We start from the raw sequence: 22607 nt of genomic DNA, 5'->3' as shown, positions 1-22607 counted from the left end.
TTAAAATGTTTTTTAATTTTGGTATTGCCGCAAAAGAACGGGTCGTCATTGTTGGGCCAAGTGGTGCGGGTAAAAGTTCATTATTGAGTTTGATTGCCGGTTTTATTTCACCTGATTCAGGAAAAATAATACTCGATCATCAAGATATGACGAATGTCACTCCCGGAAAACGCCCTGTATCTATGTTGTTTCAACATAATAATTTGTTTGACCATTTAACGGTTCAAGACAATATTGCTTTAGGATTAAAACCTTCTTTAAAGCTGAATATTTCACAAATGCAAATTATTGATGATATTTTAGCGAAAGTTGGATTAACAGGATTTAATCAACGTTACCCTGAACAATTATCGGGTGGTCAACGCCAACGAGTTGCCTTAGCAAGGTGTCTAATTCAACGTCGTCCGATTTTACTTTTAGATGAGCCTTTTTCAGCACTGGATCAATCACTACGTTTTGAAATGCTTGAATTAGTTAATCAAATCTGTGAAGAATTTGAATTAACATTAATGATGGTGTCCCATTATCTGGATGAATCTTTGTATTATTTTTCACGATGTTTAGTTGTCGATGAAGGACAGATTATTTTTAATCATTCACCCAAAAAGTTAACCTGTTCAGAACATCAACATGTTGCTCAGCTATTAGGCTTGAAGTCGATTTAATCCGCTAAAATTAATCTTTAGCTAAGCAGTATATTCATTGAAAATATGCTTAATATTGGTTTTATGCATTAATGATTACAGTTGGCTATTGTTTTTTCAATATCGAATGTGAGTGCTTAAGGTTTTATTAATCTACCGAATGTATCTTATAAAAACTTTTTCATCATGATTCTTTATTGATATTTATGCAAAATTTGAAAGCAGATCAGAAATTTAGTTTTTCCTCGTTATTTTTGATTATATTATTTTTTACTTATTTTTCATCCGCTTTGCAATTGTATATCGCTTTGTCGGGACATTCCAATTTTATCGGATTTAGGGATTCGATTATTTACAGTCTAATTTGGCTGATACCGGTGTTATTTTTTCCTAATTATACTCGTAAAATTGCAGCCATCTTTGGGATTATAGTTGGCGGATTGTCTTTAATTTCGCTAGCGTATTTTGTGATTTATCGGCAGGAATTTTCACAAAGTGTATTTTTTATAATGGCTGAATCAAATTTCAATGAATCTAATGAATATATTCAGCAATACTTGAGTTTTAAATTGATTGCCGTATTAGTCGTCTATGTTTTAGTGGCGCTATTTCTTTGGAAACAAGTCAAGCCGGTTTATGTCCAAAATAAAACTAAGTGGATAGTTTCATTGTTGATTGCTATTTATGCTTTGATGCCACTAGCAATCAGTGTAATGGTAAAAAAAACCTCCTTTGAGAGAGCGGGAGCGCATTTATTAAGCCGCATGGAAACGACAGTACCTTGGCAATTAATGAGCAGCTATATCGCTTACCGTTCACAACTTTCTAATATGGAAAATATTTTGAACAATTTGCAATCTTTGCCTTCATTCGAAAATTTGAAAGATAGTAATGGAGATACACCGAGAACATTAGTCTTAATTATTGGGGAATCGACTACACGGACAAGAATGGGGATTTATGGTTATAACCGAAATACCACCCCTATGATTGAACAATTTAAAAAAGAAAACCCAAACTTATTGGTTTTCAACGATGTTGTCTCATCCAGACCTTATACGATCGAAATTTTAGAACAAGCCCTGACTTTTGCCGATGAACAGCATCCCGATTTGTATTTAAAGCAACCGTCACTCATTCATCTTATGAAACAAGCAGGGTATAAAACATTTTGGATTACCAATCAACAAACAATGACTAAACGAAATACGATGTTAACCATGTTTTCAAAGCAAACAGATAAACAATTTTATATGAATAACGATCGTAACCAAAGTGCCAGACAATATGATGATGCTGTAATTCAGCCTTTTAAAGAAGTGTTAACCGATCCCGCTAAAAAGAAATTTATTGTTATTCATTTACTTGGTACACATATGAAATATGAATTTCGTTATCCGAAAAATAGTGTATATAACGTTTTTCAAGATAAGACAGGCATTCCATTCGATATTGACGATGATAACGCCAAAGTCTACAACAGCTATGATAATGCAGTGAGTTATAATGATTATGTAATAACGACTTTGTTTAATACTTTTAAACAGAGCCATAATAACGGTTTTATGTTGTATTTTTCCGATCATGGTGAAGAGGTTTATCAAACACCACCGTATGATATCTTAGGACGAAATGAAAAAGCACCAACCAAACCGATGTATACCATTCCGTTTATACTTTGGCAATCACCAAGTTGGTTAAAAACGCATCCTAATGATTATCAAGCTTACGTTGATCGAAAATTTAGCTCACAAGATTTAATTCACACTTGGTCTGATTTAGCCGGCTTAAGTTACAGTTTATATCAGCCTGAAAAAAGTTTAGTCAATCCTAAATTTAAACAATCAGTACGTTGGATTGGTGATCCTTATGATAAAAAAGGTTTAATGGATTTTGATAAATTGTTTGAGTAGTTGATATCCTGATTGCACAAGCATTTAAGGTATGGTATTGTATATTTATACAGTTATATTTTAGATGCTATCATTCAGATTATGCGAAAAATCATTCATGTTGACATGGATTGTTTTTATGCGGCAGTTGAGATGCGTGACAACCCTCGATACCGTAACATCCCCATTGCAGTAGGAGGAGATCCTCGTAAACGAGGTGTTGTGGCGACAGCCAATTATTTAGCTAGGCAATTTGGTATTCATAGTGCTATGCCAATGGCTCAAGCAGTAAAGTTGTGCCCGAATCTTAAAGTCATACCGGGAAGACATGCTGTTTATAAAGAAGTTTCAAACCAGATTCATCAGATTTTTCAGCGTTATACTCAAGCAATCGAGGCCTTATCACTTGATGAAGCCTATTTAGATGTGACTGATTGTCAACTTTGTCATGGTTCGGCAACATTAATTGCCAAAGACATTCGTGAAGCTATATTTAATGAACTGGGATTAACTGCGTCAGCCGGTGTTGCACCACTTAAATTTTTAGCTAAAATTGCTTCAGATATGAACAAGCCTAACGGTCAATATGTGATTACGCCTGATGAAGTCGAGCAATTTATACAGCAACTTCCTCTTAAAAAGATTCCAGGTGTGGGTAAAGTCACGGAAAAAAAACTGGCTGAATTAGGGTTGTTCAATTGCCAAGACGTCTTGAAATATGATTTAACTAAATTACTTAATCAATTTGGTAAGTTTGGTCGAGTACTTTATGAAAGATGTCAAGGCATTGATGAGCGTGAAGTCTGTAATGACAGGCAACGTAAATCAGTGGGGGTTGAACGTACTTTAGTTGATGATATTCATACTTGGGATGACTGTTTAATGCAACTCGATCCACTTTATGAAGAGTTAGAAAAACGATTAAGTAAAGTCAGAACGGATTTATCAATAGCCAGACAAGGGGTAAAATTTAAATTTGATGATTTTCAACTTACGACACAAGAACATGTCTGGGCAAAGTTGGATAAACAAGATTTGATTGAACAAGCGTACAAAGTTTGGCAAGAACGGCGTAATGATAGGGGAGTGAGGTTAATCGGCTTTCATGTCACCCTTATTGATCCACAATTAGACAAACAGTTAATCTTTCCTTTTTAGTTATTTAAAGCATTAAGGCGTTAAGCTGAATTTATGGGGATGATTGAAATATCACAAAATCCCCATAAATGAGTTTGGCTTAACTAAGTCTTATTCCAAACTTTTTCCATTGGTCTGAATGACTTGTTTATACCAATCAAAGGAATCCTTCTTATATCGTTTCATGCTACCATTACCTTCGTTATCACGATCAACATAGATCACACCATAACGTTTTTTCATTTCGCCAGTGGTAAAGGATACAACATCTATAATTCCCCATGCGGTATACCCAATAACATCGACCCCGTCATAGTCCATTGCTGTTAACATTGCTTTGATATGTGCACCTAGATATTCAATTCGAGGTTGGTCATGTATTTGATGACCATTTTCGAGTTGGTCAATTGCCCCGAAACCATTTTCTACAATAAATAACGGCAATTGATAGCGATCATATAAACGGTTTAATGTATAGCGTAAACCTTCCGGGTCAATTGGCCATCCCCAGTCACTGCTTTTAATATAAGGATTTTCTACCGCATTCGGTAAAGCGCCATTAACGATATTGTCACGGTTATCATTATTGACATCAGCTTTAACGACTGTTGACATGTAATAACTGAAACCAATGTAATCAACTGTGCCTTGTTTCAAACATGCTAAATCTTCTTGCGTAATATCAAGTTTATAACCTTCACGCTCAAACTCTTTTAATGCATAAGCAGGATAATAACCTCGGACATGAACATCAGGGAAGAAGAATCGTTGATGCATTGCAATCTCGGAAGCCATCATATCTTCCGGATTACACGAGTATGGATAGATTGGTACGTGAGAAATCATACAACCAATTTGAAAGTCTGGATTGATTTTTTTACCCGCAATAACGGCTTTAGCACTGGCTAATAGTTCGTAATGAGCAACTTGGTAAAGGACTTCTTGCGGATTTTCGCCAGCTTTGACTTGCACGCCAGAATTAGTCCAAAAGAAGATAGGGTTGCTCGTATCCATTTGATTGTTGATTTCGTTAAATGTCATCCAGTATTTGACTTTGTTTTTATAACGCTCAAAACAGGTGATCGCAAATCGCTCAAAAAACTCAACCGTTTTACGATTTCGGAATCCCCCATATTCACGTGCAATATGTAAAGGAATTTCAAAATGGGATAGGGTTATGACCGGTTCAATTCCATTGGCAATTAATTCATCAAATACTGCATCATAAAAACGTAATCCTTCTTCATTTGGCTGTAATTCATCACCTTTTGGGTAAATTCTTGTCCAAGCTATTGATGTACGGAGGCATTTAAGACCTAACTCCGCAAATAGTTTAATATCCTCTTTATAGTGATGATAAAAATCGATTGCCGTATGATTTGGATAAAATTTTCCTGCTTCAATGTCTTGCGTAATTTGTCTTGGAACACCGTGGGCACCGGCTGTCATAACATCAACTACACTTGGACCTTTACCGCCTTCATTCCATCCGCCTTCAAATTGGTGAGCAGCTAATGCACCGCCCCATAAAAAAGTTTTTTGCTTCATATCTGTGTTCCTTGTTATTGCTTAATGTCAAATACTATATCTTGAGTTGTAACATCTATTTTGTCGGTTAATGTAATTTGCTGATACTCAGCACTATTGACAATAATAATTGGGGTGATTAATGGATAACCTGCTTTTCTGATAGCATCTGGATCAAAACTGATAAGTAAATCACCTTTTTTAACTTCTTGATTTAATGTTACATGATAACTAAATTCGTTATTTTTTAAATTCACTGTATCGATACCACAATGGATTAACAGTTCAACACCATTATTTAATGTCAAACCAATAGCATGCTTTGAACGTTCAAATACAGCAGTTATTTTAGCGTCATCAGGGGCGTAAACGTGATTATCCGTTGGCTCAATAGCAATACCTTCACCCATTAGTTTTTGAGCAAAGGCAGGGTCAGGGACTTCACTTAATGGTAGCGCTTTACCTGTCATCGGGCTTGTAATTTTAATTTCATCAACTAAAACTTTCGGCGTATCATCTTCGATCTGCTCAGTTGACGATGACTTTGTTTCACCGGTACCTAAAATTTGAATTAACAATACCGGACCAAATAAGGCAATTGCTGAACCGATTAAAACGCCTATAAATGAGCCGGGATGTTCAGGATTAATTGCATTAACTATGGTTAATGGACCCGGTAAAGCGGCATAGGTATAGTAATAAGGTGTAAAGAATCCCGCAACAATGCCACCTAAAGCAGCACATACACAGCCGTAAATAAATGGTTTTTTGTAACGTAAGTTCACACCATATATAGCTGGTTCAGTAATACCAAAAATCCCGGTAACAAAAGCGGATAAAGAAACGCCTTTCATATCTTTATTTTTGGTTTTTATATAGAATCCTAATGCTGCGCCCACTTGACCAATAACGGCTATGGTTTGGAAAGCTTGGAATGAATCTTGACCGTATTGATTAATATTTTCAATGATAACTGGTGTGATTCCCCAATGAACACCGAAAATAACAAATACTTGCCATACAGCACCGATTAAACCACCAGCAACAGATGGTGCAAGATTAACAATCCAATTGTAGCCATTAGCAATATAATGTGCGGCATTTGCAGTCAGCGGACCGATAGCGAGCAAAGTAAGAGGTACCATAATGACTAAGCAAATAAGAGGCATCAGGAGTGGTTTGATGATGCTATGTAAACGTGGCTCTAAAAATCGTTCTAAATACGATAACAACCAAACTAAGAATAAAGGGGGTAAAACCGTAGATGTATAAGTAGTTTCAGACAATGCCAAACCAAATAAATTAATTTCTTGTCCTGATTTGATGAGTGCAGCCAGTTCAGCCCATGTCGGTGATAACAATGCTGCACAACACGCCACAGCGATATAAATATTACAGCGAAAATGTTGTGAAGCAGTAATCGCAATAAAAATAGGTAAAAAAGCAAATGGTGCCCACGAAATGAAATTGAATACTTGGTAAGTGCCTGTCGTTCCGAAATCAGGAAAGGCTAATTTAATTAAGATTAGAATCCCTTGTAATATTCCTGATGCAGCTAGGACATAAACAAAAGGCGCAAATACTGCTGACATTGTTGCAATGATAAGATTTAATATATTTTTATTTTCGGAACTTGCAACTTTATTATCTGTTTTAATTAATTGTATAAAAGCATTGTAGACCTTATCGACATTTGTGCCAATAACTACCTGAATTTGTCCGCCTTTTTCAACAACGGTTATGACACCAGGAAATTTAGCAATATTTTCCTTGGCATTTTCGGGGGTTTTTTGTGTCACTAAGCGTAGACGTGTTGCACAACGAGCGACAGTGACTATATTATCTTCACCACCTAACTCATTCAAAATATCAACAGCCAACTTATTATAGTCTCTGATCTTTGACGACATCGTTTTAAGTTCCTTATAAAAAATACAGTTAGCTTATCTTATCGACAAATTGAAAATTGTTAATTACCAATTTTATTGTTTGTGATCTAGATCTAATTTTAAATATGCTCGCTTTGATATTAAAATAATAAGTATAAAATGTGATTTAACTATTGATTAATAATGTAAGGAAAATAAATGCTGAAATATCAGGACGTTGCCGATAAAATTCAACAAGCTATTTGTCAGCAAAAATTACCCAAAGATACTCAGTTACCAAATATTGAAGGATTGATTAATCAGTTTCAAGTAAGTCGAACGACCATTATTAAAGCATTAAATCGACTTGAACGACACGGAGTCATCTATCAAATACAAGGAAGTGGTATTTTTGTTAGACAGCCCAAAAAAAGTGGCTATCTCAATTTTTTAGAAAGTCATGGGTTTAGTGTGGATTTGAATGATCTTCCTGGAGCATCGCAAGTATTTAATGTTGATATTGTGGAACCAGATAAAAAAGTGAAAGAAAATTTAAGATGTTGTGAGGGTGAACAAGTCTACTACGTCAAACGATTGCGATATGTTGATGGTAAAATATATGGGTTTGAACAATCTTATTATCGCAAAAAACTGGTGTCATATTTGAATAAAGAAATTGCTGAGCATTCAATATTTAGTTATGTGAAAGATATCTGTAAAATTAGCATTGGTTTTTCAGATAAATATTTCAAAGCGATAAAATTAGACGCTGAAATAGCAGAATACTTGGGCTTACAAGCAGGCGATCCGGCGTTATGTGTTGAAGAGATATTTTATACATCGGCAGGAGAACCATTCGATTTTTCGAAAATTATCTACCATTACGACAATGCTAAATTTTATGTGCAGAGCCATTCTAAATGAATCGAAGTTTTAAAAGAGTAGCTTGAAAATATGGATGATTGATTTAGTAAACTATTTGTACAATAAATACTTTAAATTATAAATAAAATGGTAAGTATATTTGGGTTTAAACGCTCTCCGACTATTTAGCTTTTAGTTAAAAAGCTAACTAAGGAGAGCGTGTTCAATTGATGATAGATTTATCTTAAAAGTTTATTGTATAGGTTTAAGTGTTTCAAAAGTACCCGATAAAACCAATTTTACTCTGTAATCTGTTGGTGCATAAATATTAACATCCTCCTTCACGTATCCATCAGCATACAATCTGTTCGCATAACGTCGAGCGTCTCTGTATTCTGATTCCAGATCAAATTCTCCACCGGTTATATTAAGCTGTTTAGGGGCACCTAGTAGATATTGTTTTGCCAGTAGTCGTTCAACTTTATTTTTAAGTTTAGCTAATAATATTGCTTCATGTTCTTCAATTGCTTTTTGAACAGCTTCTTTCGAAACGCTGTAATGAGTATCATCATTGACGACCATTTTTAATTCTTGAGCTTTAGCAATAATTTTACCAATAAGTTCAAGCTTAGTTGTTTTGACCATAAGATTATGCTGAACGTAATATTGTTTTACTGTAATTCTTTCCGGTGATATTTTATCCGTATCTGAATTGGTTATGGTGAAATCAGTTAATTGAAGTTTTTTTAATTCATCGGTAATGGTTGAATATTTTTTATAAAGATTATCTTTGGCTTTATTTAAAGTTTGGGCTGTTTCGCGAATATTGAAAGCATAGAGATTCTTAACTTTATCACTTTTTACTTGATGAATATCATTAATATCATATTTATCTAATATTTTATTGAGATCAACAAAACTATCGTTATTATCAATCTTTATAACAATATTCATATTTGCTTGATATTTTGAATTTTCTTGACTATTTTCTTGATTTATCTCTCTCACATTGTTTTGATAACCAATTGTCTCTAAATTGTCTTCAGTTAAGCCTAATTTCACTAATTCATCTTTAAATTGTTTGATTGTCGTTACATTGCGATCTGAGGCATCGTTGGGTGATGCGGCGTCAGTTAATAAAGTTACAGAAAATTGTACCGTGTCAGGTTTTAATATGACGGTTTCAGAAATTTTAGCTTCAACTTCTCCCACAGGTATTAAATTTTTGCCATATTTTAATTCTTGTAATTGCAAATAAGTATTATTGACATTCAATTCTTGAGTAACTGAGTTAGCAGCATGACTATTAAAGGCGATACCAATATTGAGTAACATGGCAAATAAAATTGTTTTTTTCATCTTTTTATCCTTAGTTAATGTTTATTTGTTTATAAAAATACTTGTTGTATTGCTAATAAAAGGCTAAATAAATCTAGTCTAGATTATAGATAAAAAGCAGATTAAATGTCTAAAAAATGTATGGGATTCTAAAAAGATGTAAAAGCGTTTTTCAACGCTTTTATTTTATTTGATGATTGTGTAAAAGTTTACTTTAGTTTATACCATATTGCGCACGATAGGCTTCAACTAGTTTAACTTGATCTTGTCTGGTTGGATCTTGATAAAGATATTGGATCAAATCATCAAGCGTAATAATTGAAATCACTTCGCAATGATAAGTTTGTTTAATTTCTTGAATTGCAGAAAGATCGGCACGACCTTTTTCTTGTCGGTCTAAGCAAATTAATACGCCAGCTAATTTTGATTTATTATCTTCCAATATTCGCATCGATTCACGTATTGCGGTTCCGGCAGTAATAACATCGTCAATCAGCATAACACGTTGTTCGTAAATCGAACTACCGACCAAGTTACCTCCTTCACCATGATCTTTTGCCTCTTTACGATTAAAGCAGTAGGGTACATCAACGTTGTGATGTTCAGATAATGCAACGACAGTTGATGATACAATCGGAATCCCCTTATAAGCAGGGCCAAAAATTACGTCATATTCAAGCTTGGCATCTAATAAAGCAGCAGCGTAAAAGCGACCTAAAAGGGCTAAATCTTTACCGGTGTTAAACAAACCCGCATTAAAAAAATAAGGACTTTTTCGACCTGATTTTAAGGTGAATTCGCCAAATTTCAATGCTTGCCGATTTAAAGCAAATTCAATAAATTCACTTTTGTATGATTTCATCGATCCTCTCCAATTAATCTTTTAAGGCCTGTCTTTGTGCATCAATAATTGTTGCAATGCCATTTTTAGCTAATTCTAATAATTTTAATAATTCGTCATGACTAAAAGGTTCACCTTCGGCAGTTCCTTGAACTTCAATAATTCGTCCGTCATCAGTCATTACTACATTCATATCAGTTTCAGCATTAGAATCTTCAATATATTCTAAATCACATACCGGTTGACCATCGACAATACCGACAGACACAGCAGCGACCAATGATTTAATCGGATTTTGTTTTACTTTACCTTCGGCAATCATTTTATTGATCGCATCATTTAGGGCTACACACGCGCCAGTAATTGAAGCTGTTCTTGTACCACCGTCAGCTTGAATGACATCGCAGTCTAAGGTAATGGTATATTCGCCTAAAAGTTTAAGATCTATCATTGCTCTTAATGAACGAGCAATTAATCGTTGAATTTCCATCGTGCGACCTGTCTGTTTACCTTTTGCCGCTTCACGTTGTGTTCTCGAATTAGTGGCTCGTGGCAACATACCATATTCAGCCGTGACCCAACCCTGATTTTGACCTTTTAAAAAACGAGGAACACTTTCATCGACAGTTGCATTACACAGTACTTTTGTTTCACCAAACTCAACTAATACAGAACCTTCTGCATGCTTAGTGTAATGACGGGTAATTTTGATAGGGCGGACTTGTTCCGCAGATCGACCTGACGGGCGCATGCATTTCTCCAGCAATTATATTTAAAAATCGTTTTGAATTTACCATTTAGGAGGACATCAACAAGAAAAGGTTGATGTTTAGCCTAAGCTAAGAGCGCATTATACAGAATTTGTGATACAATGCCCAGCAAGTTTTTTACAAATTTTAGGAAGCCATTATGATTTCCAGTATGACCGCTTATGCCAGAAAAGAAGTAAATCAACCATGGGGGACCGCTTCTTGGGAGCTTCGTTCGGTCAACCAACGTTATTTAGAAACTTACATCCGTTTGCCTGAACAGTTTCGCTCACTTGAGCCTATTATTCGTGAACGGCTTCGTCATCGTTTAACGCGGGGTAAAATTGAATGCCATTTGCGTTTTGAATTGGATCCTGCTGCACAACATCAAGAATTATCTTTAAATCAAGATCTTGCTAAGCAAATTTTAAATGCAGCTAATTGGATTCAGTCAGAGCACAAATCTGGTGAAGTGAATCCTATTGATGTCTTACGTTGGCCAGGTGTGTTATCAGCTAAAGAGCAAAATTTAGACACCATATCACAAGAACTTCTAGCTTTATTAGATTCGACAATTGATGAATTTATTGCTGTGCGTGAGCGAGAAGGCAAAGCATTACGTGATCTTATCATCCAACGACTTGAGGGAATAACCGAACAAGTTGAAAAAATTCGTCAATGGATGCCACAAATTTTGGAATGGCAAAAAGAGCGTCTACAAAATAAATTAGCTGAAGCCAATATCGAATTAGATAGCTCAAGGTTAGAACAAGAAATTGTCATGATGGCTCAACGTATTGATGTTGCTGAAGAGCTTGATCGTTTGATGACACACGTTAAAGAAACTTATGCAATTTTGAAAAAAAATGAAGCCATTGGGCGTCGACTTGATTTTATGATGCAAGAATTCAACCGCGAATCGAATACCATTGCCTCAAAATCCATTAATGCCGATGTCACGGCAAGTGCCATTGAATTAAAAGTTTTAATAGAACAAATTCGAGAACAAGTACAAAATATCGAATAATTTTATTAATTAGATATAACAACGTAATTCTTCTCAATATCAATTGATTTTATTATCAAAATATTGAGAAGTTAATGAGTTTAAAAATAGTACGATTTTAACAATTAAAAAAACCCCTTTTTCTTTCCTTTTACTCATATTAAAATACGCCGCTTCAAAAAATAAGCTTTGATATATTTTATAAAAATAATGACGGTTTTACTTACTGTCAATAAAATAAATTATTCAATTTTTCTGTTGAAATAATCAAAGTAGATTATATCTATAAACATAAGGAAAAAATAATGAACACCTCAACTGAACACTATCAATTTTCAAATAAATTCAATCTGGGCTCTACAATTGTTTTAACTTTGCTTGGTATTTTTGTGGCTATTATACTCGGCGTAGTATATGCCATAATCTCTCGTTTTTCTCCATTGATTCTTATTGATATCGGTCTTCTTGTCGGGATGTGTTATTTGATAATCATGTTGCAATCTAATTTATCTCAATTAGCGAAGATCCGTAACGTTAAAATCAATATATTAATGACTTTTTTAATCTGCTTATTTGCCTATTATTCAAATTTGGTTACTTTTGAAGTTTTGTTATTTGACACTAATTACTTGTCAAATTGGATTTCACTGTTTTTATCGCCAATTGATACCATAACTATATTAATAGATGATATTATTCCTTATCGTGAAATCACGATTACTAAAGGTAGCTCATCAAAAGGTTCAATTTCAGGGATGTTATTAGCTGGCGTTTATCTGGTTGAATTCTTAGTCTTCTTTTACCCAATTTTAACAGTTTTATTTATAGAAGATGCCTTTTGTGAAGATTGCCAAACTTGGTACAAAAAATATTTTTTCTATTCCTTGTCTAATGAAGAATTAGAAGACAATATTAATAATAGCCGAGTAGGTAGTTATGCCAATGCATTAGCAAATGTGGATTTTCATAAGGATACTAAGGATATTGTTACCACAACAGGCGAAAGCGTGTCTCTTCTAAATTATGAATATTGCCAATGTCCAAAATGCCAGCAAAAAAGTGTCTTAACGATAACGAAAAAAATGTTAAAACATACGGATAAAGGTCCTCAAGTTGAAGGTGTGAGTGATGGAATACTTGTCAATCAAGCTTACATTGACCAGCAAACCGATCATCTATTTTCATCTCAAATCTAATATTAATTTGGTCAATTACTAACATAAAATCAGGTATTTAATCAGGTACCTGTGAAAATCCTCTTCAAAATAAATCTTTCTTCGAAATCAAGAAGAAAGATCATTATTTCCCTTAATTTCAGACTAGTAAAAATAATCTAAAAATGATTAATTGTTTGTAAAACATATGGTATTTCCTTATCTACTGTAGGTTGCAACTAAAATTGATCAATGACTCTATAATGAAAGCAGACTAAATTAATTTTTCTTAGGAGATTAATACTCGATTGCAAATTCTATTAAATGACGAATTTATTACATATAAACAACACCATATAAAAAATAGAAAGACAATTAAATTGTTATCATATTTCCAAGGTTGAATTGTAAATTTAGCGAAAAAAACACTAATTAATTGTCACGTAATTAACTATCAATTAACAATAAAAACAATAAATTAAAATAAAATTACATTATTTGTTAGAAATTTTCGATAAATGGGGTATTGATTGATCACTATATCCGATCAATAATATTTTTTTACAAAAGCTAGTAAAATATCATTAGCTTTTTTAAATATCGTTAAAATGAAGGAAATCATAACAAATGAATAAGATATACAAGGTATTAAAAAATAGACAAGGAATAAGCTTGGCTGTATCAGAACTAGCCAAAGGCAAAACAAAATCTTCAGTAAGTAAAATTGCTGCGGCCATCTTGATTACAGCTGCTATGTCTGAAAGTGCACTTGCTGCATCAATACATATTAATTCGAATGAAACAATCAAAGGTGATGGTACTGGCACAATTCAAAGTGGTCAAATAACCAATGATGAATATTCATTAGGGTCAGGGGCAAATGGAAAAGGAAGTCTAACGATTAGTGATGGCGGTACACTAACGTTATCAAGAATTTTAGTTGGTAGAGGCGCAGGAAATTCAGGTGAATTAATTCTTGATAATGGACATCTTACTAATGCTCAAGGTGTTGCTTATTTTGGCTTCCAAGGTGGTGATGCGAATGTATTAATCACAAATGGTGGTACTTTCACAAATACTGCTTGGGCTTCGCCAAGTATAGGAAGTGAAGCTGGTTCTAATACTACCCTAACAGTGAAAGGTAAAGGAAGCGCATTTATTCAAGATGCGAATATTCAAGTAATTGTTGGTTCTAATGGTAATGCCAAAGTTGACGTAATAGAGGGCGGCTTATTTGATGCAAAAAATACTTTATTACTTGGATATGCAAATGGTACCGCAATTTTTAATGTTATAGGTAAGGATTCAACATTAAAAGCGGCCACTATGCGTGTAGGGCCAGAAAAAAATACAAATACAGGTCATGCTGAGCTGAATATTTTAAATGGTGCTAAAGCCAATATTGGTGATAAAGTCAACGGTACTTTAGTCGTTAGAAATGGCGGTAAAGTATTTATTGATGGAACTGATTCTGAATTGAATGTGGTTAAGGATATATTCATTGGTAACAAAAGTGAAATCACGGTCTCTAATGATGCCAAAATAGCCACAACTGAAAACGACAAAAGCAAAAGTGAAGGTATAACCATCAATGAGGGCGGTAAATTAAATATTGGTGGTAAACCAAACGAAGCACCACAAAAAGCGGGAACGGTTGATGTGCCAGCTATCCATTTTGTAAATCAAGATCCATCATTACCAGCGGGTGAACTTAATTTCAATCATACTAATAATGATTATCAAGTAGGCTGGGATATTGATAGCAAAGCAAATGGAAAAGGCAATGTCAATGTAATCTCTGGTGATAACTTTATTAGTGGTAAACATACTTATGAAGGAAACACCAATATAACAGGTGGATCTTGGAATGCAAATGCCAAAAATGTCTTCAGTGAGAAATCTGATTACAATATTGGTAAAAATGGTTCGCTAAATTTAAGAGATCATGACCAAACAATTGGAAATCTAGTCAATGGTGGTACTGTCGATTTAGGTGAAAACTCTGCAGATACTGTATTAACAGTAAATGGCGATTACTACGGCGATGATGGTAGACTAAATGTTTATCTGGATACCGAAAACGGTCAGTCAGATAAACTTGTTATTAAAGGTGATGCTTCAGGTAAAACCAATATTGATATTACTGAAATTGGTAATGGCGATGTTGATGACGGAAAAATCCAGTTTGTTGATGTTGAAGGCGAAGATGAAGCGATTTGGAATGTAATTGAGAAGAAAGATAGTGAAATTGATTATACTATTGGACGAGATGAAGATGGTAAATTAACCATTGAATATACTAGTGCATTATCAAATATAAGAAAATCACCAGTTGTTGCTTCTGTTTTTGCTAACCAATTAGCCGCGTCAAATATGTTCCGTCAAAGTGCACATGATCGTGATGCAGCTATTTATGTTCCGGATTCAGATGTCTGGATGCGTTATAAGTATCATCGTACTCGCACAGATATGTTTAATGGCAAACAGTCAGTAAAAATCAAAACATCAGTAATAGAAATGGGTGTTGATGTACTAAGCACAGATCAATTAAAAGTTGGTGTTTATGGTGGTTACGGTCACAGTTCAATTGATACCAAACAAAAACATAGTCAACGTAAAGGTGATGGAACTGTTAACGGCTATAATTTAGGTGTGTATGGTCATTGGAATGCTCAGACAAATGGTGAAGGGCTTTATGTCGATACTTGGGCACAATATAGCTGGTTCAAACATAAGACTTCTGTACATTTATCAAATGTAAGAAACTATTCTAGTAAGTATGATGGCAATGCATTTAGCTTATCTGCCGAAATGGGTTATGGTTTGATTGCTCTTCAAGGAGAAGAAACAAATTGGCTATTTGAACCACATGCTCAAGTTGGTTATACCTGGCAAGACAGCGATAAATTTAATTTGGGTCGAACTGGAAAAGTGGATAATATCAATGCTGACGGCGCACAATTACGCTTAGGTGCACGTTTATATGCACAAAATACAAAATCGACTACAGGTATATTACCATTTGTTGAAGCGAACTGGATTTATGATTCAACATCACCAGAAGCTAAAGTTAAAGGTAAACATGTCGATGCCGATCTGGGTAAAAATTTCGCAGAGTTTAAAGCAGGTGTGAGTGGTAATTTTACAAAATCGCTAAGCGCTTATGCTCAACTTGATGGACGCTTTGGTTCTGATAAGTATTCACAAGTTGGTGGACAACTAGGTTTAATTTATTCATTCTAACATTTTTTATATAGCTAACTAAGTTTAAAGCAGTACTAAAAGTACTGCTTTTTTTTTGACTTAAAAGTATCATTCTGAAAAAAATAACTAAATTTTTAAGGTAATTACTTAATAGGTCATAAGTTTATTGTTTATCTATTCAATTTTATCCTTTTGACAAAGGGATGCTTTTTAATGGTTAAATAAAAATTAAAACTATTCATTTAGTCTTAAGGAACAATCTCTATTTCTAATTGATTTAAAATAGCAATAAAGCACTATATAAGCTGTCCCAGTAGATAAGAGATCCGCTGTTGGTGATGCAGCCCAAACGCCATCAAAACCGAAGAATAACGGTAATATATAGAGGGCGGGTAACAGAATTAAAATTTGTCTTGATAGACTTAGTAAAATTGAAATCTTTGCCATACCTATACATTGGAAAAAGCTTGTTGTGACCATTTGAAAACCAACAAAAGCAAAGGATAGCGTAGTGTAACGAAGCGCTATTGCTGATAATGAAACTAAATCTTGTTCGGAACTGAAGGCTTTAACTAATGTATCAGGAATAAAGAATCCAAGAACAAATCCAATTGAAGTGACCACCGTTGCAACTTTTACGGCATAAAAAAACGTAGCTTTTACTCTTGCGTAATTTTTAGAACCATAATTGTAACCAATTATAGGTTGCATACCTTGATTGATGCCGATAACTATCATGATAATTAAGGTAATAAGTCGATTTGCATTTGAATAAGCCGCTATAGCATCATCGCTTGATTCATGGGCTAATGGTGCATAGTGATTGAGTTGCCAGTTGATAAACACAACCACAACGGAAGCGGCAATTTGCATAGCAAAGGGTGACATCCCGATAGATAAGATCGCTTTGACAATTTTCAAATTGAGTCTGAAATTCCGTAGATACAATTTAATATTGCTGTTTTTACTAATAAAATGCTGCATGACAAACAGAAAACTTATCAACATAGATAGCGTCGTTGCTAGGGCAGCACCACGCATACCCCAACCCAAACCAATGATAAAAATTGGCGCTAAAATTATATTAGCAATCACGCTGACAAACATCGTTACCATCGCTTTAAACGGATAACCACTGGCACGCATCATATTGTTATAGTTAAACGTCAATGTTAGGAAGATACTGCCGGGTAAAAAGACTTCTAAAAATTCTCTAGCATAGGTGTGATTGACGGGACTAGACCCCACAAAACGTAAAACGGGATCAACAAAATAAAGCAATAATGATAATGTTAAACCACTCAATAGCGCAGTTAACATAAAAGAGGTACCGGCAACTTTTTCTGCCTGATCATTTTCGCCTCGCCCTAAAAAAATTGATATTCGGCTAGCAGAACCAATTCCAACTAACATACCTATTCCTGCCGCAAAATTCATGACTGGCAAAATAAGTCCAGCGGCACTGAGAGCTTCACGCCCAATCCAATGACCGATAAAAATACCATCAATAATGTTATATAACGTATTAACAATAGTTCCTATTACGGCCGGTAATGCATATTGCCAAAATAATGAACTGATTTTTTTATTTCTGAAATCATTATAAATATCTTTGGAGTGAGCCATAGTTGTTATTACCACATAAGGTTTTTTTAAAGGTTATTTGTTTACAATATAGTTTGATATATTATTTAAAGTCAGTGACGTTTGCTAGTTGAATTAGCAATATTCGTTACTTTGAAGATTTATCAAACCAACATTTAAAATTAATATTCAATTAATGCCAAAAAAATTTTTAGAAAGCGAATCACCGTCATATATTGTAGCTTTAAATAGTAAGAAAGCTTAAGTAGATAAGATGTTATTGCCGATTTTGAAATGTTTATCTCATATAAGTCAAACAGGTTTTCATTTGTTGATAGCACTTTTTCAGTGCTTTGGTAAAATATACCATAATTTAATATTGCGATCCAAATAGGAATCCCTAATGAGTGTACAAATAGAAAAAGTTATCTTGCATAAATTAATTAGAAAAAGCGATACCGAAATTGAACTACAATTGCGTGACTCGATGCTAAGTAATCAGCAAGCTGTGGTTAATTTAATTGAAGATATAAATCGTATTTATAATAATAAAAGTAAAGCATACGGTCTGTTCAACGAAGAAAGTTTATTTGAACAATCACTTAAAGAATTACGGCTTGGCAACCAAGATTTTTTACATTTTAGTCAAGAATCCACTAAACAGTTACGCAATGAACTTGCTAAATACCCTTTTGCTGAAGGCGGCACAGTCGTTTTTTGTCATTACCGTTATTTAGCGGTAGAGTATCTGATCATTGCGGTTTTAAATAGTTGTTCGAGCATGTTAGTCAATGAACAACTTGATATATCTGAAACACAATATTTAGATATTGATCACGCTGATATTATCGCTCGAATCGATATCACTGAATGGGAAACAGCTAATGATTCTAAACGTTATTTGACCTTTTTAAAAGGAAGAGTAGGGCGTAAAGTATCAGACTTTTTTATGGATTACTTAGGTGCAAGCGAAGGGTTAGATGCTAAAGCACAAAATAAAACTTTAGTGAAAGCGGTTGATGATTATTGTCAAGAAATGCAATTTGATAAACAAGACAAAGTTCACGCACGTGAAAATGTTTACAATTATTGCCAAGCTCAATTGCAAGCAGGTGAAGAAATTGAGCTTAAAAATCTTGCCAATGAATTACCAACTAATGGTGATAACAATTTTATGGAATTTGTTAAAAACAGTGATTACGATTTGGAAGAAACGTTTCCCGTTGATCGTAGTGCTTTGCGCCAACTTAAAAAATTCTCAGGAAGTGGCGGGGGATTAACATTGAGCTTTGATTCCGATCTCCTTGGTGAACGAATTAAATGGGATCCGCAAACCGATTCTTTAGTGATAAAAGGTGTACCACCTAACTTACGTGATCAGTTGCAACGTAATAGTGGTTCAAACTAATTATAAATTCCTTTTTTAACACAATTATCAGGATTCAAAAGTATGAAATATGTTGGCGCGCATGTCAGCGCTTCTGGTGGGGTCGATAACGCCCCAATCAATGCTTATCAAATTGGCGCAACTGCTTTTGCGCTATTCACCAAAAATCAACGTCAATGGCATGCAAAGCCACTTGAAAGCGCTATGATTGATAGCTTTAAAAAGCGCTGTGAAAAATACGGCTTTACTAGTAAACAGATATTGCCACATGATAGTTATCTTATCAATTTAGGTCATCCGGATAGTGAACAACTTGAAAAATCACGCATCGCCTTTTTAGATGAAATGCAGCGTTGTGAGCAACTCGGATTAACGTTACTTAATTTCCACCCGGGTAGTCATTTAAAACAGATATCTGTTGATGAATGCCTCAGCCGAATTGCTCAATCTATTAATATTACGTTAGATAAAACTAACAATGTGGTTGCCGTAATTGAAAATACCGCAGGTCAAGGCTCTAATTTAGGTTATAAATTTGAACATTTGGCACAAATTATTGACCAAGTGGAAGATAAAACTCGCGTTGGTGTCTGTATCGATACTTGTCATGCCTTTGCTGCTGGTTATGATTTACGTACTGAAAAAGCCTGTCAAGAAACGTTCGCCGAATTTGAAAAAATTGTTGGTTTTAAATATTTACGAGGCATGCATTTAAACGATGCCAAAAGTGAACTTGCTAGCCATGTTGACCGCCATAACAGTTTAGGAAAAGGGAACATAGGTGAAACGGCTTTTAAATATATTATGCAAGATCCAAGAATTGATGAAATCCCGCTGATTCTCGAAACTATCGATCCGGATATTTGGTCACAAGAAATCGCATGGCTAAAAGCACAGAGTAAAGAAAATTAAATTAAAAAATACCAATGGGGAGAGCAACTATTTAAAGATTTACCTTTAATGGTATTTTGCTTTGAATAGTTCGCATTTAGCTGTGAAGACTTCGATTTTATTTCCCTTACAATGACGAAATAACACCAAAGGGGATAATCGCCATTAAATGAAACTTTCAAGACATTATCTTGTAAAAATTAACACAAGTGCCTTATTGTTAGTAAAAGGTATAATAAAAATACCTGTAACAGGAAGGCACACTCAATGTGCTTAAACAGTGAATCAGACAACCAGTAGCATAACGTTGTCTTATAAAAAGTGCATAGGAAATAAAATGAAAAAGCAGTTATATTTATTACTGATGAGTTTTATCACATTGTTATTACTCAGCAATTGCAGCACCAACACCAATTCGGATAAATCTGAAACTGCTGAATCGAACATAAAAGTAATAAAAGATGTCGAGATATATAATGTGGAGAGCGTCGAATATCTCGACCCTGATAGGATATTTTTTCATGTATCGTTATCGGAAACTTTACCGCCCGATGCTGACAAAAAAATACTACATGCCAATCTAACCCCAAAAAAATATACATTAACCGACAAAGAACGCAAATTGTTTATGAAAATGGCAGGGATTGCAGAAGATGCGTATTTCTGGATTTATGATTACACAAACAATCAACTCTACTCCTATCCAATTTTATCTATAGAAGCAACGGCGATATTAGATTTTTTTAGATCCGATCGTTCGCCTCCTTATGATACGGAAGATTATCGAATTGGATTCGACTTACCGCAAGAATTATTGCCAAGGTTTCGTTCAGATTATGATTTATTGGTTTCTATAACAAAAGATAATCCTTTTGCACAAGAACAACTTACACCACTTGATTGGCGGTTAATTCCAAATGCAAATTATCCGGATACAGGATCAGATAAATTATCAAATAAAATTTATGGTGATGACAAAAATTTAATAAAAAGCTATATGGCTAAAGCTAATGATATGACGTTTTATGTTCAGGATCTTGTTGGGTCGGATATGGATACTTCTATAAGAGAACTACAAGTCTTGGATAATAAAGGTCACACGATTTTTAAAAAGCACTTAGATCATGGCGAACTTGGCATGTTTGCTAAATTAAATAATTTTCATACAGATAGTAGAGACAAACTCCAATGGGCAGGACGACTATTCAAAGCGTTACCGCCAGTGGTATTTGGCTTTGAATGGTTCTCATTTTACTGTGATGAACTTCATTTTATTGTGCCTGAAAAGGAAGGGATAGCATTGAAATGTGATAATCGTCATTAAATGGGACTTACAAGATATTATCCAGTTAAACTTTAACCAAAGTTTGTTGGTATTTGAAAGAATGACAATAAAAATAAATGTATTAGGAAGGCACACTAAATGTGCTAAAACCGTGAACTCGACAACCTGGAATAGTAATTTGTCTTAATAAACTTGTATTACCAGTGAAATAAAAATAATAATCACCAAGATTTTATTGGATATGACTTAACAGACTATTAAATTGATGTAATACACTCAAAACATTTTATGGTCATAATATATTTATAAAATTCATTAAATCAGTAAGATAATTTTAAAACTGAAAAGGTAAAAATATAGAATATTGAAAATTTACAATTCAGTTTTTTTATTTTTTTGAGTTATTGTTACATAAATAAGAGTATAATTGCCAAAAATTAAATACAATTATTTTTGGTATCAAAAAGTTTTATTATATGTTTATTAGATTGTTTGGTATTTTGACAGTTTAATAATAATTTTATAAAAAATAAAGTTTAATCCTATAAACTTAAATATCCGCATAATCAAGGATGGAGTATGAGTTGTATTAAAAAATCATTTAGAAAAATAGGTGTTTTAGTTGTTGTTACACTGTCAAGTTTTGTGTGTTATGCAAAAGCTACCCCAGCTTCAAATCTATCTGATGATAAACAAATAACTAAAAATATTGAATTGCATAAATTAAAATATATTGATTATTTAGAAGAAAAAAAACGTTTTGCATTTATCTCTGTTACTGATGATTTACTTAATCATGGTGGTCGTTCAATTGGCGCTTTCTTCTTAAGTCGTGCAGAGCAAAATCATACCGATCCAGTAAGTGCAGAATATAAAAATAATTACTACCGTATTGAAGGTAGGGATTATGAAATATTTATCGCTAAATCAGGCTTATCAGATTCAGATTTTGTCTATGTGTTCGATAAAGATTCGAAACAACTCAAGTCATTTGCATTAAATGAGTTGAATGCTATAGCGATTATTAGCCCTGATCACACTATTGAAGATAGTGGTCCTTATTTTGAATCCGATTTTATATTTGGATTTGAAATTGATGCTGATAAATTAAAGAATTTTACCAATCCATTAGTTTACATTGGTAAAGAAAATCCATTTAGTCATTAAAATTACCTTGAAGCATACCAAAAATTTTTATTAGATGTTTGAGAATATAATTAATTTTGACCAGATTCA

The 22607-nt window shown here is 33.9% G+C and carries 17 protein-coding genes; 11 read left to right on the top strand and 6 right to left on the bottom strand.

Going from position 1 to position 22607, the window contains the following annotated elements; genetic code table 11:
- Positions 1 to 5 precede the first annotated feature (5 nt).
- The 3 genes from thiQ (at position 6) to dinB (ending at position 3694) form a co-directional block, all read left to right on the top strand.
- Positions 6 to 665 carry a thiamine ABC transporter ATP-binding protein gene (thiQ, locus tag GYM75_RS07155; RefSeq protein ID WP_255556760.1) on the top strand — a complete coding sequence of 220 codons (660 nt, stop codon included), beginning with the start codon at positions 6 to 8 and terminating at the stop codon, positions 663 to 665.
- Between the two features lie 185 nt (positions 666 to 850).
- A complete protein-coding gene (gene cptA / locus GYM75_RS07150) occupies positions 851 to 2557 on the top strand; it encodes a phosphoethanolamine transferase CptA (protein WP_220215288.1) in 1707 nt (568 codons plus the stop codon).
- An 81-nt stretch (positions 2558 to 2638) separates the two neighbouring features.
- Complete coding sequence (dinB, locus tag GYM75_RS07145) at positions 2639 to 3694, top strand: DNA polymerase IV (protein WP_220215287.1); 1056 nt, start codon at positions 2639 to 2641, stop codon at positions 3692 to 3694.
- A gap of 90 nt (positions 3695 to 3784) precedes the next feature.
- Here dinB and GYM75_RS07140 read toward each other — a convergent pair whose 3' ends face one another.
- Together GYM75_RS07140 and GYM75_RS07135 are read right to left on the bottom strand one after the other, a co-directional pair.
- Complete coding sequence (locus GYM75_RS07140; RefSeq protein ID WP_220215286.1) at positions 3785 to 5221, bottom strand: 6-phospho-beta-glucosidase; 1437 nt, start codon at positions 5219 to 5221, stop codon at positions 3785 to 3787.
- A 14-nt stretch (positions 5222 to 5235) separates the two neighbouring features.
- On the bottom strand, positions 5236 to 7110 hold the full coding sequence (locus GYM75_RS07135) for a glucose PTS transporter subunit IIA (RefSeq protein WP_220215285.1): 1875 nt from the start codon (positions 7108 to 7110) through the stop codon (positions 5236 to 5238).
- Between the two features lie 177 nt (positions 7111 to 7287).
- Here GYM75_RS07135 and GYM75_RS07130 point away from each other — a divergent pair, with 177 nt between their 5' ends.
- Complete coding sequence (locus GYM75_RS07130) at positions 7288 to 7992, top strand: GntR family transcriptional regulator (protein WP_220215284.1); 705 nt, start codon at positions 7288 to 7290, stop codon at positions 7990 to 7992.
- 192 nt (positions 7993 to 8184) lie between these two features.
- On the opposite strand, the gene GYM75_RS07125 is transcribed toward GYM75_RS07130, so the two are convergent.
- The 3 genes from GYM75_RS07125 to rph all read right to left on the bottom strand — a co-directional run bounded on the left by GYM75_RS07125 (position 8185) and on the right by rph (position 10862).
- A complete protein-coding gene (locus tag GYM75_RS07125) occupies positions 8185 to 9291 on the bottom strand; it encodes an SIMPL domain-containing protein (RefSeq protein WP_220215283.1) in 1107 nt (368 codons plus the stop codon).
- 193 nt (positions 9292 to 9484) lie between these two features.
- Positions 9485 to 10132 carry an orotate phosphoribosyltransferase gene (pyrE, locus tag GYM75_RS07120; protein WP_220215282.1) on the bottom strand — a complete coding sequence of 216 codons (648 nt, stop codon included), beginning with the start codon at positions 10130 to 10132 and terminating at the stop codon, positions 9485 to 9487.
- A 13-nt stretch (positions 10133 to 10145) separates the two neighbouring features.
- Positions 10146 to 10862, bottom strand: coding sequence for a ribonuclease PH (gene rph / locus GYM75_RS07115; RefSeq protein WP_220215281.1), 717 nt, complete (start codon positions 10860 to 10862; stop codon positions 10146 to 10148).
- A 158-nt stretch (positions 10863 to 11020) separates the two neighbouring features.
- Here rph and GYM75_RS07110 point away from each other — a divergent pair, with 158 nt between their 5' ends.
- The 3 genes from GYM75_RS07110 to GYM75_RS07100 all read left to right on the top strand — a co-directional run bounded on the left by GYM75_RS07110 (position 11021) and on the right by GYM75_RS07100 (position 16263).
- Entirely contained in the window at positions 11021 to 11887 is an 867-nt protein-coding gene (locus GYM75_RS07110) for a YicC/YloC family endoribonuclease (protein WP_220215280.1), read from the top strand.
- A gap of 284 nt (positions 11888 to 12171) precedes the next feature.
- A complete protein-coding gene (locus GYM75_RS07105) occupies positions 12172 to 13062 on the top strand; it encodes a hypothetical protein (RefSeq protein ID WP_220215279.1) in 891 nt (296 codons plus the stop codon).
- A gap of 585 nt (positions 13063 to 13647) precedes the next feature.
- Positions 13648 to 16263, top strand: coding sequence for an autotransporter outer membrane beta-barrel domain-containing protein (locus GYM75_RS07100; protein ID WP_220215278.1), 2616 nt, complete (start codon positions 13648 to 13650; stop codon positions 16261 to 16263).
- Positions 16264 to 16458: 195 nt separating this feature from the next.
- Here GYM75_RS07100 and GYM75_RS07095 read toward each other — a convergent pair whose 3' ends face one another.
- Complete coding sequence (locus tag GYM75_RS07095) at positions 16459 to 17850, bottom strand: MATE family efflux transporter (RefSeq protein WP_220215277.1); 1392 nt, start codon at positions 17848 to 17850, stop codon at positions 16459 to 16461.
- A gap of 361 nt (positions 17851 to 18211) precedes the next feature.
- Here GYM75_RS07095 and yejK point away from each other — a divergent pair, with 361 nt between their 5' ends.
- The 4 genes from yejK (at position 18212) to GYM75_RS07075 (ending at position 22538) form a co-directional block, all read left to right on the top strand.
- The gene (gene yejK, locus GYM75_RS07090; RefSeq protein ID WP_220215276.1) at positions 18212 to 19216 is read left to right on the top strand and encodes a nucleoid-associated protein YejK; all 1005 of its coding nucleotides are present in this window, start codon (positions 18212 to 18214) and stop codon (positions 19214 to 19216) included.
- A gap of 42 nt (positions 19217 to 19258) precedes the next feature.
- Positions 19259 to 20107 carry a deoxyribonuclease IV gene (nfo, locus tag GYM75_RS07085; RefSeq protein ID WP_220215275.1) on the top strand — a complete coding sequence of 283 codons (849 nt, stop codon included), beginning with the start codon at positions 19259 to 19261 and terminating at the stop codon, positions 20105 to 20107.
- A gap of 316 nt (positions 20108 to 20423) precedes the next feature.
- Positions 20424 to 21410: a hypothetical protein gene (locus tag GYM75_RS07080; RefSeq protein ID WP_220215274.1), complete on the top strand. Its 987-nt coding sequence runs from the start codon at positions 20424 to 20426 to the stop codon at positions 21408 to 21410.
- Positions 21411 to 21950: 540 nt separating this feature from the next.
- A complete protein-coding gene (locus tag GYM75_RS07075; RefSeq protein ID WP_220215273.1) occupies positions 21951 to 22538 on the top strand; it encodes a hypothetical protein in 588 nt (195 codons plus the stop codon).
- The last annotated feature ends 69 nt before the right edge of the window (positions 22539 to 22607 follow it).

This window comes from Gilliamella sp. ESL0441, assembly GCF_019469185.1.
In the GTDB taxonomy this organism is placed as follows: domain Bacteria; phylum Pseudomonadota; class Gammaproteobacteria; order Enterobacterales; family Orbaceae; genus Gilliamella.
Note: the sequence above shows the minus strand (reverse complement) of the source record. Positions and strands in the feature narration are given on the sequence as shown.

Coding starts and splice junctions, on each gene's coding strand:
- thiQ (WP_255556760.1), top strand. CDS start 6: ATGTTTTTTAATTTTGGTATTGCCGCAAAAGAACGGGTCGTCATTGTT.
- cptA (WP_220215288.1), top strand. CDS start 851: ATGCAAAATTTGAAAGCAGATCAGAAATTTAGTTTTTCCTCGTTATTT.
- dinB (WP_220215287.1), top strand. CDS start 2,639: ATGCGAAAAATCATTCATGTTGACATGGATTGTTTTTATGCGGCAGTT.
- GYM75_RS07140 (WP_220215286.1), bottom strand. CDS start 5,221: ATGAAGCAAAAAACTTTTTTATGGGGCGGTGCATTAGCTGCTCACCAA.
- GYM75_RS07135 (WP_220215285.1), bottom strand. CDS start 7,110: ATGTCGTCAAAGATCAGAGACTATAATAAGTTGGCTGTTGATATTTTG.
- GYM75_RS07130 (WP_220215284.1), top strand. CDS start 7,288: ATGCTGAAATATCAGGACGTTGCCGATAAAATTCAACAAGCTATTTGT.
- GYM75_RS07125 (WP_220215283.1), bottom strand. CDS start 9,291: ATGAAAAAAACAATTTTATTTGCCATGTTACTCAATATTGGTATCGCC.
- pyrE (WP_220215282.1), bottom strand. CDS start 10,132: ATGAAATCATACAAAAGTGAATTTATTGAATTTGCTTTAAATCGGCAA.
- rph (WP_220215281.1), bottom strand. CDS start 10,862: ATGCGCCCGTCAGGTCGATCTGCGGAACAAGTCCGCCCTATCAAAATT.
- GYM75_RS07110 (WP_220215280.1), top strand. CDS start 11,021: ATGATTTCCAGTATGACCGCTTATGCCAGAAAAGAAGTAAATCAACCA.
- GYM75_RS07105 (WP_220215279.1), top strand. CDS start 12,172: ATGAACACCTCAACTGAACACTATCAATTTTCAAATAAATTCAATCTG.
- GYM75_RS07100 (WP_220215278.1), top strand. CDS start 13,648: ATGAATAAGATATACAAGGTATTAAAAAATAGACAAGGAATAAGCTTG.
- GYM75_RS07095 (WP_220215277.1), bottom strand. CDS start 17,850: ATGGCTCACTCCAAAGATATTTATAATGATTTCAGAAATAAAAAAATC.
- yejK (WP_220215276.1), top strand. CDS start 18,212: ATGAGTGTACAAATAGAAAAAGTTATCTTGCATAAATTAATTAGAAAA.
- nfo (WP_220215275.1), top strand. CDS start 19,259: ATGAAATATGTTGGCGCGCATGTCAGCGCTTCTGGTGGGGTCGATAAC.
- GYM75_RS07080 (WP_220215274.1), top strand. CDS start 20,424: ATGAAAAAGCAGTTATATTTATTACTGATGAGTTTTATCACATTGTTA.
- GYM75_RS07075 (WP_220215273.1), top strand. CDS start 21,951: ATGAGTTGTATTAAAAAATCATTTAGAAAAATAGGTGTTTTAGTTGTT.